This is a genomic window from Pseudomonadota bacterium, assembly GCA_039193195.1.
Classification (GTDB): domain Bacteria; phylum Pseudomonadota; class Gammaproteobacteria; order Steroidobacterales; family JBCBZW01; genus JBCBZW01.
Map to the genome: position 1 here is coordinate 1 of JBCCWS010000045.1, position 13,541 is coordinate 13,541.

Below are 13,541 nucleotides of genomic sequence, written 5' to 3' on the forward strand. Positions count from 1 at the left end.
ATTTTGTTTCGAATGATCCTCTGTGTAGACTCAATCACGAGGGTTATCTCCATGGTTTTGATTGAAAGTTCGCACTTCCATCAAAGTCGATAACCCTCACTTTTTTCAAGTCAGGTGTCAGATCAAGTCGGAACTAGCACAGGTAACGGTAACGTCGTCCTTCGCCCCCAAATGAACGCTCCGCACGCGACACCGACCGGGCTGCGGCAATCAGAGGGAAGCGTCTCGGAACCAAGTGCCAACGATCACCTTTTCATTGGTCAGCTCATCACCGACGAGCACGCATTCGCCGTCACTCACAACCGTCTCATGAACAACGCCGAACGGGCCGCCCGGTATCCCCGAAGCAGGGAGCCAGATGTTCCCGTCGAAGACTCGAGAGCTGTACTCAAAGATGCTGCTATCAAGATAGGTCGCGATCGCCCGCGCCTGGTCAAGATAGGCAACACGCACCCGTTGAGCGGAGTCGCCTTCGAGGGAGTAGATGGGCTCAGTCGTCCAACTCCGCGTGTCTGCGTCGAAGCGGACTGTGTAGAGAGTTGTCGGTTGTCCGGGAGTAGGGAGCTTGAACGCGTAGGTCACGTTGCCACTCGCACTGTAGTCTGCGTCCGCCAGCTCGGCGATCAACGCCTCGAAGTCTGATTGGACAAGTACCCTCGCAGGACGCTGCCAAACTCCGTTTTCTCGTCGGCTCATTCGCAGAATCAACAGCTGTAGATCACCAATCTGTACGCGTTGATAGAACGGAAGCGTGGCATCCCCGCTGTCGTCTATGACAATTGGGTAGGCCGTTGTGGCACCGGCTTGCGGTATGTAGGCGCGAGCACTTCCACGTACTCGCACGGCATCACTCCATCCATCTTCGGCGGAGATCCACGCACGAGAATAGATACCAGGCTGGATGCCACCGCGAACCCAGTAGTACACCTCGGTATGCTCTCGAGAGCGGCTGCTCACTACGGTGGGGATCGCCACGTTGGGTTGTGTGTCCGGCGAGATGAACTCTTGAGGACCCCAGGCACTCGATTCGTTGTCATACACGACGGAGAACACTCGGTTGCCCAAGCCGCTTTCCAGCATTGATGCCACGATCACGTTCCCACCGGCATCCGCTGCGGCACTAAGGTCCTGAAAGACCTCCTGAGGGGTCTCACCTCTGTAAATCGTGGTCGGACCTGTCCATTCCGATCCAGGCGCCTTCTGGAAGGCTTGAATTCTCCGTGTGTCGGACAGTTCGCGTACGACGACGGTAATCTGATCTTCCGAGTCAATCGTTATCGCGTTGTCGCCGAGTGAGCTACCTGGCTCATCTACTGAGTATACAAACTCATCGGTCCAGGCGCTGGTCGCCTGGCTAGATCTGACAACTCGTAGCGTGTCTCCACCGACTATCACAGCCCAGATATCGCCGTTGGAATCGACAGCTGGCTGTGAGAACACATCTCCGGCTGTGGCAACTTCTATCGCCGGTTCCCAAGCGCCGCCTGTGTGGTCAAGTGACTGCTCATGACTCACAACGTGAGTAGTGGTTGGTTCCACGGAAAGGACTGTTCCCGACGCACTGAACTCGTAGCGAACCGACCCTGTTTCCATAACGAGCCGGCCCCCAGGCTGTTCTCTCCACGCGAAGTGCGCTGCGTCTGTAGCTAGCGGAGATCTCCAGTGCAGTCGGCCGTCCGCACCCACCGCTTCAACCGTTTTTCCGCCAAGTGACTGCTGCAGAGCAAGTGGGGCACCTTGCCCGATCGCGCTGGAACACAAAAGCAGGACTGCCATCAGGCATGTTGCTTTTCTCAATGCCACAACTCTTGATCCCATGTGTTTCTCCACTTTGTTAGGGAGTTGTTGGCCTGAACCAGTTAGCTTCGACTTCCTCTTGCTCTACGAGTATCTGGTACAGCATCGCGACATCGCCCCTGGTCGCCACCGTCTCGTGAGATGCCATGAGCGGATTCCCGGGCAATCCAATCGAGTCGAGCCACTGCTCATCGTCATAGAAGCGCGACGCCGCACCGAATCGTTCGGCATCTAAGTACGTTGCAAGCGCTCTGTTAGGCGCCGTGAACGCCACGCGCGATCGCTGGCTTCCGTCTAGCGGATTGGAGTAGATGGAAGTTGTGCTCCAGGTATCGGAGCTCGCATCGAACTGAAATGCCCAAAGGTCAACAGCTAGGGGGTCGACCGCATTTCCTTGATGCTTGAAGACGATTGCCACGTTGCCGTCTTCATCGTAGTCAGAGTCGCCGAAGTCAGCTATGAAACCGTAGGCGAGCTCTCCGACGCTTACCCGCAACGTTACTGGCCTTTGCCATGCACCGTCCACGCGCCGAGTGGCGCGAAAAAGCCAGACAGTCGTAGCTCCGAGTTCGATCGGCAGATAATAAACGACAGTCGCGTTACCGAACCCGTCTAGGACTACAGGGTAGTCGGACGCACCACCGCCAACTGGGATTACCGCGCGTCGAGTTCCACCGACGAGAGTTGGCGATGTCCAGCCCTCGGAAGGAGAGAGGAAAGTCCGAGCATACATACCACTGCTTTCCCCACCTTCAATCAGATAGAACGCTTCTATAGAGTTGCCATCTCTGTTCGAAACGACAGTGGGAACCTTGATCCTGCCTGCAGCTGGCGAGATCCATTCAGGATTCATCCATGCGCCGCTCTCAGCGTCATAGACAACGGCGAACATGCGGTCTATCGAGGTCTCCAACATAGAAACAATGACTACGTTGCCGTCCGCGTCGGCTGCTGCGTTGATATCTTGGAAGAAGAAGTCCGGTGAACTCGCTTTGTACACAAGCTCTTCTTCCCATGCGCCGCCCGGTGAGTAGCGAAGGGCGCGCAGTTCGTTGGTGCCATCGAGAGTCCTAAAGGCAACGGTGATGTTGTCTTGCTGATCGATGACCATCTTCGTGTCGAGGACGAGGGCTGAACCCCCGTCGTACTCAAACTCGGTAGACCAGGTTCCACTCGCCGGGTCGCCGCGCACTATCGCGTAGCCGCTCCCCGCGAATAGCACAGCCCAAACCGACCCTGCGGAATCCACCACCGGCTCGACAAATATCTCGGCAGAATCCGAGATGCCTCCCGAGAGCTCAGAGATGCTATCCCACGTTCCGCCCGCGTCTACCGGACTAGCTTTCCCGTAGGCAGTTGCTGGAGACCCTACAGACCTAAAAACCCCATAGCGATTGACGGTTGCCTCGATCGCTCCATCTCGAATGACTGTCGCCCCATCGGGCGTGGAGTGCCAAGTTGTATCTCTGCTCCCCAGCCAATCAACTGACCAAAGCTTTTGCCCATTTGGTCGATAAGCCTCGAGCTTGGCTTCGGAAGCCTTCGCAATATGTAGGTGCTCCGCCGCTCCAGCTGCGCCGCACCCCAAGAGAGCGCCAATCAAGACGCCTTGTAGAAGACTTCGTAAGCGCTTCCGCATACTCGAAGTTGACATCGCCACAATCCCTCCATGGTAGTCTTCTGATTTCCGTGTAGTCACTAGCCCCGCACCCGCACAGCGCGCTCAATCGTCAATTGTACGGTAGCCGTCCGCCTGCCGTTCGGGCCCAATGAACTTGGGTGCATTTAGTACATCTCGAACGTAGTTGACGAGAGCAACTTACTCGTTGCGATACCAAGTGCCGAAGACTTCGTCGACTGGTTCCACACGGTCGCCTACGAAGGCCACATCACCCCCGCTTCCCACGTTCCACAGTGCATTCGGTTATCGCTCGTTGGTCCTGAACCAGCTGGCGACCACCTGCCCCTGTCCTTCGGGAATCTCCATGAGTATCGCCACATCGCCGCCGGTGGAGACTGTCTCGTGGGAAGCGACCAGAGGACTGCCAGGCAAGCCGGTGGATTCAAGCCATCGCGAGCCGTTGAAGTAGCGTGATGCTGCTCCAAATCTGTCCGCATCGAAGTAGGTCGCCAAAAGCTCATTCGGAGCAGTGAAGGCGAGACGGACCCTTTGTTCGGCATCATCGGGTTCGAAGTAGAGCGACTGAGAGCTCCAGCGTTCGGTGTCCACCGTGAGCTGAAACACCCAGAGGTCAATGGCGCCAGGGTCAACGATGTTCCCTTGCTGCTTGAACAGGAAGGCAACGTTACCTTCGGTGTCACTGTCGCCATCCCCTAGGTCGGCAACGAGACCGTAGGCCAAGTCACCCACGCTGACGCGCAACGTGCTTGGGGTTTGCCAGTCGGCATCGATACGCCTTGCTGCTCGGAAGAGCCACAGGGTAGTCGACCCGATATCTATCGGCACATAGTAGGGGACCGTGACGTTCCCAAGGTCATCCACGACCAACGGATAGTCGAGAGCAGCCCCAAGCGTAGGGACCGTTCCGTTACGCGTGCCCGGGACGCGTTGCGCAGACTCCCACCCGTCGGATGGTGAGATGAATGAACGGGTGAAAACTCCCGGGTTGTTCCCTCCCTCCACCACGAAAGAGAGTTCCAAGTGCGACCCGTTCGGGCTTGCCGCGACTGTCGGGACATCAGTGTCTCCCGGAGGTGAAACCCAGTGTGCTTCTCCCCAAGACTGGGTGGAGGCGTCGAAGATGACTGCGAACATCCGGTCCACGGTGGGCGTGTCCAACATAGAGACCACCACCACGTTCCCCGCGGAATCCGTCGCTGCGCCGATATCTTGAAAGAAGAAGTCGGGGGAACTCGGCTCGAACACGATCTCTTCTTGCCAATCCGCATCTCGCGGTTTCCGCAATATACGGATCTGGTTGGTGCCATCCAACGCCCGAAAGGCGAGCGTGATGTTGCCCAGGGGGTCGATGACCAACGATGCATCGAGTAGCAAAGCCGGTGTTCTGTACTGATAGTCCACTACCCACTCGCTAGTGACTGGGTCTCCCCGCACGATTTGAAACCCACCTTCAGCGACGAGTGTCGCCCAAACGGTTCCGTCGCTATCGGTCACAGGGGCTGTTCGAACGTCGGCTCCCTCGTCGGAGCTCTCCGTTATGGCGATCAGTTCCTCCCACGCGCCACCTGCGTCGAGCGGAGTGGACCGGCTATAGCGTGAGGATCCTCCCAGACGTGAAACTAGGCGACCGGCTGAGTCAATCGCGTATTCCTGCCCATCGCTAATCAGTGTGGTTGTCTTCCCAGAAGTGAAGCCCTGGGAGAATTCGGTGGTGCCGAGAAGCGGTGGTTCGGTAGTCCAAACTAATTGCCCATCTGCGAGCCTTGCTTCAAGCCCGCCTGCGGCGTTGGATGCGACGTACGAACTGCCTGCAGGAGGTGTGGCGTGCGAAACACCCGCGAGCAACCCGATAGCGACCATCACCAATATCGGAGAGGTGGCCAAGCTGGTAGATGTCATTCGCGATGTCGTCATAACCGAGTTCTCTTCCTTGAGTTGGTCTGGATGTGAGCGAGCGAATCGCGTCGTCAGCGTCGAGCAAGGGATCCGACTACCCAATGCCAACACCGGATTCCAAGCCGCGCCCCGAGGCTCCAAGTGGATTGCAGCTTGTCGGGCGGGAAGCGCCCGGCTTGGGCGGAAACCCCAGGCGCCATGCACCAAATTACCGGCCGGGTCTTCCCCGGCGCTTCGAGCACCGTCGTGGGCTCGTGGGGCCTGCCCCGCGGTCAAGACAGCAAGCGGCCCGTCGACATTACAGCGGTTGGACCCTAAACATCTGACGTACCAAGCACAACCTCATTCACACACGCAATAGTTCAATGGACCGGCTCAATCAGATAAGCCGTTGAATTCGGGAGTGCGTGGACTAGATGTCCGTACAGATACGCTGCGCATTTGCGTGCGATGCAGCGTGCGCCTGGCGCGCACGATATGTTCCGCGGCCTACGAGGAGACTCAACCTGCCGCGCGTCGCGCATGTGTAGGCCGCAAGCAAGTGCCTTCGTTCGTTAGGAGTGCAAGCTGCGGCTGCGGGTCGTGCTATCCAGTGTCCTCACGGATGCTGCTCGCTAGCGTCGGAGACTTACCGTTCGGAGGTCTCTCGCCTTGGGCGTCATTCGTCTATGTAAAACCGACCCTATGCGCGTGATAGGTTTCTCCATATGGCGATGATATGGCCGAGGACGTCTCTGATGCGTTGGCGCACGAAGTAGGGCTCATGGGCGGGCGCAGGACAGAAGAGGTGTCGGTGCGCGCACAAGGCGTGATTCCCCCTCAATAAGCCGATCAATACCCACCTTAGTGGGGACTGGCGACCTCAAGCCTGGCCGCAGGGATCGATAAACCTAGATGCGTTGCTTAACGACCCCAACGTGGATCATGTCGCGACCGCGGCGCTAACTTTTGCCGGTACGGTCGCAGAGCCGAAACTCATTACCGCAGTACGCGACTCAGCAGGTGCTGGAGGCATTGTACTTCAGATCGATCTGGCAACTCGATTGGGATGTGCCTGTGCCCATCGTTCCAGCGGGTCAGTTCCCGATCATCCTCGATGCGAACGGTGGCGACCCACTGGTGATCGTAGCGGGCATCGGTAGTGGCGTGTACGCTATCGGAAATCCACAACAATAACTTCGTGAAGTAGGGCGAGAGCTCCGCGCTTCCAAGGAGAGCCAAATTGACTACTCTTACATCTAGGTCAAGCAATACGGTGCTTTCAGCACTCCTGTTGGGCGCCGCGGGGCTGACCTTTGGAAGCGCGGGTGCTCTCGCGGCTGAGCGAAACGGACCCGACGCTCTCGGTGCTAACTCATCGCCGCACGCGGCGTACATGCTACGCGCAGGTTCGGTACCGATCTTCGATGCAGCAGGACGTCTCGTTCAGATCGATCGTGGCGAAGGATCTTCCGTCGATCCAGACCCCGTTGGAATCCTTCGTGATGCTGGGGGGGAGTGGTCCCTGTTGGCCGACGTGCTAACGCCCGAGGATGAGTCTGTGTTCTTCGGAACTGAACCCGTCCTCGATTCCCACGGGAACTTGTGGGCACTGGTCCTAGTGGAGGGAGAACTGCGGGTTCTTCGACGGGATGCGGCGAGCGCCGAGTGGTCGGTTGATACGACTTATCTCGCATCGGGGGCCGGCGAACAGGCCTTGCTGATTGATAGAGATGATCGCATCTCGGTGGTCTTCCGGGAAGGGAATCAAATCCGGATGCTTCGCTACGCCCCGGATCTGGGGTGGGCTCCGCCAGAAACGATCGTCACCGTTGAGGACGGATTCTTCCAAGACATCAGCGCTGGCCTGGATGCGGAAGGGAACATCGTGGTGCTCTATCAAATTGAGTTGCCGAGCACGTTCCGTATCGTCGGTGTCATCTTTGATGCCGCCTCTGGAACATGGTCTCCGCCTCAGCTGATTTCCGGGCGTCAGCAGCGAGTGGTAACAGTGCCGACTGTCGTTGCGAGCGACAACGGGGAGCATATGTTTGTCGCTTATCTCGACATTGATACTGCGAGGCGCCCAGGTTTGTATGCCAGGGAGTTCATTTCACCCAGCGAGGGATTCGGTGAGATCGAGCGTGTGCCTGGCACGGCAAGAGCCTCGCTGCCACAGTTGGGGTCCTTCGCAGAGTACTCAGCAGTGGTGGATGATCAAGGCGCTTTGACACTTCCGTTCTCGGTTGAGATCCCCTTTGGAGATGATCGTCTGTTTCTCTTCCGAGCTGCCCGGCGCGAGAACGGGGCCTGGCAAGCTCCGCAGACCCTACACATTTACATCGGCGACTTTCCGTTCTTCCTTGAGTTCGGAGATGCCGATACCAGTAGCGACGGAGATGTCGCGGTTATCCTAAGGCACAACGACAGCTTTCTCGACGAAGTCGTCTGGGCCTTTACCTACGATCAAGAGATCGATACTTGGAGACGAGACCTACTGTACGTCGCTGAAGGCGAATCGACGACCCGGGCGCGCATCGCGCATGGAGACGAGATTGGGGTATTGGCCTCGTACACTACAGGAGGCGTCGATAGAAGGTTCACGTCGCGTTTGTTCCGCAACAGCCAATGGCTCGACGCTCTGGGTGTAGCCGACGACGTATTCGCTTCCGCTATTCATGAGACGGTGCTTGCAGATGACGCGTTCGCCTTAGTGGGTGAATTCGGCTCTTTCTTCACAAGCGATGTCCGCATTTCATCGTCGGAGTTTGTGCCGCAAGCCGACGCCCCGCAGGATGACGATAGTGCCGGCGAAGGCCCTAAGCATCAGCAGTAGTTGATGAGCTTTCATATCGAGCAAGTACTCGGGTTAGTGTTTGGGGCCGCTCTCCTTTTTGGGCCGCTTGATGCGGCTGAACAACTCGTCTTATCGCAGTCGACGAACTCTCAGTTCGAAGCGTACCGTGCCGACGGCCAGTTGGTCTGGACAGCGGTACCGATTTTCGATGAAGCAAGACGTCTTATTCGAATCGAACGCAACGAGGGATCTCGAATCGCCCCAAGTGTAGACACTGGTATGCGAGACGCGGGAGGGGAGTGGTCCCCATTAGCCGAGGTGGTAACACTCGGTGATGAGTCCTTCTTCTTCGGAACCGAACCCGTTGTCGATTCCCAAGGGCACTTGTGGACGCAAATCAACGTGGAGCGAGAACTACGGGTTTTGCGTCGTGATGCCGTGAGCGGTGAGTGGTCAGTTGATACCACCTACTTGTCATCGGGGGCCGGCGAAGAGGCCTTACTGATAGACAGCAGTGATCGCATCTCGGTGGTCTTTCGAGAAGGGAATCAAATCATAGTGATTCGCTTCGCGCCGGGCCTGGGGTGGTCTCCGCCAGAGACAATAGTCACCGTCGAGGACGGATTCTTCCAAGACATAAGCGCTGGAGTGGATGCCCTAGGGAACATCGTGGTGCTCTACCAATTGGAGTTGCCGAGCACGTTCCGTATCGTCGGTGTCGTCTTTGATGCCGCCTCTGGAACATGGTCTCCGCCTCAGCTGGTTTCCGGGCGTCAGCAACGAGTGGTAACAGTGCCGACTGTCATTGCGAGCGACAACGGGGAGCATGTGTTTGTCGCTTATCTCGACATTGATACTGCGAGGCGACCAGGGTTGTATGCTAGGAAGTTCGTTTCACCCGATGAGGGATTCGGAGAGATCGAACGCGTGCCTGGCACCGCGCGGGCGTCCCTGCCGCAGCTGGGTTCGTTCGCCGAGTATTCGGCAGTTGTTGATGATCAAGGCGATCTGACCCTCCCATTCTCGGTTGAAATTCCCTTTGGAGATGATCGTCTGTTTCTCTTCCGAGCCGCTCGGCGCCAAAGCGGAGAGTGGCAGATTCCGCAGACGCTTCATGTGTACGTCGGCGACTTCCCATTCTTCCTGGAGTTTGGAGATGCCGACACCAACTCCGATGGAGACGTCGCGATCATCCTGAGGTACGACGATGCGTTTCTGGATGAAGTCGTATGGGTCTTCATGTTCGACCGAGAGAGCAACGAATGGCGGCGCGATCTGATCCACGGAAGAGTCAATGAGTCGACTACTCGCTCGCGCGTTGCGTTTGGTAGCGGGGATGAAGTACTCGCTACTTACCTCACGGGTGGGGTCGACGAACGATTCACTTCGCGATTGTATAGAAATGGCGAATGGCTGGATGCCCTGGGCGTTGCGGACGACGTGGTTGCTTCTGCGTTACATGAGACTGTGTTCGACGGTGACGCCTTCGCCCTGGTTGGCGAATTCGGTACCTTCTTCACAGGTGATGTGCGCGTGTTGTCGTCGCAGTTTGTACCCCAGGTGGACTCAGCGCAGGGTGAGGCGGGTTCCGATACTCAGCGCTAGCCTCGTCAATCACGTGGCGCTCGCGGATTCGCCGTGTGTTTTCTTCGCCGCAGTCTCCGGGAGCGGGCGGTGCTCGGCCGTTCTTTGAAAGTACTCGTACGCGATCTCATCTGGCAGACCGGCTGGTCATCTGGTCGAAGACTACGGCTGGGTGCCGGCGTTCCCTATTCGTGACTGCCAGCTAGGAGTCGGCTTGGGGTTGCTATCATCAGGCTTTTGCGCTCGACGTGGTGGAATTTGTCCAGCGTCGGGCTTGGCGGCAGAGTAGTTCGCGCGGAGATTTCGCAAGGTTCCGGTCACTCCTCTGCCAACGAAAGAAGAGGAACAGATGAGCATGCGCCATTCTTGTGCTCCCGTAGAGCAGGCTGCGATGAGCAGCTCAGTGTACCGCGCACTGTCGGGTATCCTCGTCGGCATGATCCTAGTTGCCGGGAGCGCGATCGCGTCGCCACCGGTGTCGATTGGCCTTAGCGAACAAGGTGTAGAAGCCACTCGCGAAGATGGTCTGGTGGTATGGCGCTCCGAGCAGTGGATGGGGACCAGTGCTCAGCTAGGTCTGTCGGCTACCGGGGCCGCTCACGCCATTCCCGCGGACAGTTCGATTCTGGACGGTATTGGGAGGCCAATCGAGGGTAGGGCGCAACGGCCTGCGGCGAAGGGACCAGGAGCCCCATTGAGTTCAGAGTGGGAGCGCCCGGTGATGATAAGCGGGGATGAGCAGGACTACCAGACAGCGACGGGACCGATGATTCAATCATCAGGAGATGTGGTTGTTGTATCCGTCGGTTTGTCGGCAGAAGACTTTGTGACTACGTTTGTACTCGAGCAGGCTCGATGGAACGCGGCGACAGAGACTTGGTCCGCGCCGGAAACCGTTTACTCCACTACGGACCAGATACTGGCGATGGTTGGCCGCATCGACTCCCAGGATCGAATCAGTGTTGTGTTCCGGGTAATTTCCGGTGTCTCGAACCGACTTCAGTCGATGCGCTACACACCAGAGCTGGGATGGAGCGGTCCACGGACGATCTACAGCACGACAAGCTTCTTCCAGCAAGTCGATCTTGCCGTAGACGAGGTCGGGAACGCTGTAGCCGTGCTCGAAGAGGATACGGACTCCGGCTCGAACGTGTTGGCTTTCACCTTCGACGCAGCATCCGAGGAGTGGGGTGGCCCAGAAGTTGTCTCCGTGCCAGGGGCGGAGCGAACGTCCTACCCCACCCTTGTGCAAGACTGAGCCGGTCGCTTCGTACGCCTTGTCTACTGGGTCAATAGCGAGAGCGGGTACGGCATCTATACGAGACGTTTCATTTCTCCATTGGAAGGGTGGGGTAGCACAGACTTAGTCCCCGGTACGCGGCGACTCGCGGGCTACCCAGGGGCCAGCGGCCCGGAGTCATTCATCCCAGCGACGGTTGATGACGGTGGAGTACTAACGGTCCCATTCTACGTACCGATCGAGCTTAGCCCCTTACGTACCCTGTGGGTACTCCGAGCTGCGCGACTCGATGGCGGTAGCTGGTCAGGCCCTCGCACCGTGCTCACGCACTTCGATGAAGATCCGTTATTCGTCAACTTCGCCGCTGCTGACTACAGCGTGGATGGTGACGTCATGATCGTATTCATGCGTGGCAACCGTGAGCCTTTCCGGACTGAGGTGAGAGCGGTGCGCTATGACGCGGCTTCCGATAGCTGGTCCTCTGCCATCATCCATGCGAACGTCGGTGGTCCTACTCAGGAAGCTGCCGTCAGTTACAGGCCGGACGGTAGTGCTGTGGCTATCCACAGGGACGTCAACCAGTGTTGCATGTCATCCCGCACGTTTCGAAATGCTTGGTCGCCGGGAATCGAAACAGTGACCAGCGATGTACTGGCGTCGATCGAGTCGGCGGCTAATGGAATGGATATTAGTCTGATCTACCAGACAACGGAGGACGTGTTTGGCACGAGACTCCCAGGGGCTCTTCACTAAAGCAGAAGAGCCAGTGATTCCAAGGGTTTACGGTGGCCTCAAGGGGGTCCGTTCGCTCTGGAGAAAATCCTGCCATATGCGTCATTCGGCGAGGAGAATCGGATCTTATGGCGGTGATTGAGTCCCGCCATATGGCGATCAGAAAGCTAGGAAGTCGTTGGTTCGGCGGGCAAGGGAGTAGCTGCTTTTGCGCCCACTCACAGCGCGCCCCTACGACAGGCGGAGCGCTAGCTCGCTGCGGAGACGGCACGCGTCGGCGTGGCCGTCGGGGCGCTTTACCTGAAATTCACACTACGCGGTGCCATCGGCTTGGAGGCGCTATCGCCATCCAGCCTCGCCGACAGCGATAGCCGTACCTTCGGAATCGGTAGGAGCGTGCGAGAGGACCTCTTCGACGGTGGACGCACTTCACGCAGTACTGGATGCCGAACGCTCTCTTCTGGGTGTACAGAGCAATATGGTGGCAAGCGAGGGCACCATCGTTTCCGAACCTGGTGCGCCTGTACAACGCCCTCGGTGGCGGCTGGGATCCGCAAGAACCGCCGAGAAGCTAGCATCGTCCCGCCCATCTGTTCTGTCGTACCTACAGGCGCTCGAACCGCTTCGCTGATCGTCGTGAGAGGTCACCCGTGTGACTGAGGTCACCGTCCCCAGCTTCCTCGCCTACACGGCGGGCATCCTCGTGTACTTCGTAGGTGTCGATCTCACACGCAGATTCCGCCTGCTCCGTACCTACAACATTCCAGAGCCCGTGAGCGGCGGGCTGGTCGCTGCCGCCGTGACCTTCGCGATCTATCTCCTTCTAGACGTCGAGGTGACCTACGATCTCGAGACTCGCGACCGCTTGCTGGTTTACTTCTTTACTGCCATCGGGTTGAACGCCCGCTTTAGCGATCTGGTGAGTGGCGGTAAACCGCTAGCGATTCTACTAGTGCTGACACTAACCTACATTCTGGTGCAAAACCTCGTTGGCATGGCGGGCGCTCAGATGCTTGGGCTCCCTCTGGCTATCGGTGTTCTTACAGGCTCGACGTCGCTGATAGGCGGTCACGGGACGGCAATCGCCTGGGCGCCTGACTTTATGGCCCAGGGTGTCTCCAACGCCTTAGAGGTTGGGGTAGCCTCTGCCACGCTTGGATTGATCGTTGCCAGCCTGATCGGCGGGCCGATCGCGAAGTTACTCATCGGCCGTCACCAGCTCAGCGGTGGACAGGAGGCGCCTGTCGTCGGCATCACCTACGAGAAGGAAGAAACGGAGACCATCAACCATCTCAGCATCATGACAGTCATCTTGGTGCTGCATATCTCGATCATCATCGGCTGGTTCATCAACGACGCCCTCGGCCGCATGGGCTTCAAGCTACCACTGTTCGTGGCGTGCCTGTTGACCGCCATCGTGCTGTCCAACACGGTGCCTCACCTGTTGCCGCGCATGCGCTGGCCCGCCCGCACGCGAGCATTGGCACTGGTATCGGATTTCTCCCTGGGCTTGTTCCTGGCAATGTCCCTCATGAGCATGCAGCTATGGACGATCGCTGGGCTTGCGGGACCGTCGTTGGTACTTCTTTTGCTACAAACCCTGGCCGCCGTAGCGTTTATCCTCTTGGTGCTGTTCCCCCTGATGGGGAGGAACTACCAGGCAGCCGTTCTTAGCGCCGGATTCGGCGGGTTTGCTCTCGGCGCGACACCCACCGCCATCGCCAACATGACGGCTGTCACCAAGGCCAATGGTCCGGCGCCCTTGGCGTTCATCATCCTGCCTCTGGTTGCTGCTTTTTTCGTGGACGTGACCAACGCGTTCGTGATCCGCGCGATGATCGCATTCTAGAGACAATGAACGACGAACAAACGCC

General features: G+C 58.0%; 8 protein-coding genes. 5 read left to right on the forward strand and 3 right to left on the reverse strand.

What is annotated here, in order from left to right:
- Positions 1–210 precede the first annotated feature (210 nt).
- The 3 genes from AAGA68_22700 to AAGA68_22710 form a co-directional block, all read right to left on the reverse strand.
- A complete protein-coding gene (locus AAGA68_22700) occupies positions 211–1,089 on the reverse strand; it encodes a hypothetical protein (protein MEM9387881.1) in 879 nt (292 codons plus the stop codon).
- Between the two features lie 745 nt (positions 1,090–1,834).
- Entirely contained in the window at positions 1,835–3,046 is a 1,212-nt protein-coding gene (locus AAGA68_22705; protein MEM9387882.1) for a hypothetical protein, read from the reverse strand.
- Positions 3,047–3,721: 675 nt separating this feature from the next.
- Positions 3,722–4,933: a hypothetical protein gene (locus AAGA68_22710; protein MEM9387883.1), complete on the reverse strand. Its 1,212-nt coding sequence runs from the start codon at positions 4,931–4,933 to the stop codon at positions 3,722–3,724.
- 1,404 nt (positions 4,934–6,337) lie between these two features.
- On the opposite strand from AAGA68_22710, the gene AAGA68_22715 reads away from it, so the two are divergent.
- The 5 genes from AAGA68_22715 to gltS all read left to right on the forward strand — a co-directional run bounded on the left by AAGA68_22715 (position 6,338) and on the right by gltS (position 13,516).
- The gene (locus AAGA68_22715; GenBank protein MEM9387884.1) at positions 6,338–6,511 is read left to right on the forward strand and encodes a hypothetical protein; all 174 of its coding nucleotides are present in this window, start codon (positions 6,338–6,340) and stop codon (positions 6,509–6,511) included.
- 331 nt (positions 6,512–6,842) lie between these two features.
- Positions 6,843–8,150, forward strand: a complete 1,308-nt coding sequence (locus AAGA68_22720) for a hypothetical protein (protein ID MEM9387885.1) — start codon at positions 6,843–6,845, stop codon at positions 8,148–8,150.
- 3 nt (positions 8,151–8,153) lie between these two features.
- Positions 8,154–9,716 carry a hypothetical protein gene (locus tag AAGA68_22725; protein ID MEM9387886.1) on the forward strand — a complete coding sequence of 521 codons (1,563 nt, stop codon included), beginning with the start codon at positions 8,154–8,156 and terminating at the stop codon, positions 9,714–9,716.
- Between the two features lie 370 nt (positions 9,717–10,086).
- Complete coding sequence (locus AAGA68_22730) at positions 10,087–10,953, forward strand: hypothetical protein (protein ID MEM9387887.1); 867 nt, start codon at positions 10,087–10,089, stop codon at positions 10,951–10,953.
- A gap of 1,366 nt (positions 10,954–12,319) precedes the next feature.
- Positions 12,320–13,516 carry a sodium/glutamate symporter gene (gene gltS / locus AAGA68_22735; protein ID MEM9387888.1) on the forward strand — a complete coding sequence of 399 codons (1,197 nt, stop codon included), beginning with the start codon at positions 12,320–12,322 and terminating at the stop codon, positions 13,514–13,516.
- The last annotated feature ends 25 nt before the right edge of the window (positions 13,517–13,541 follow it).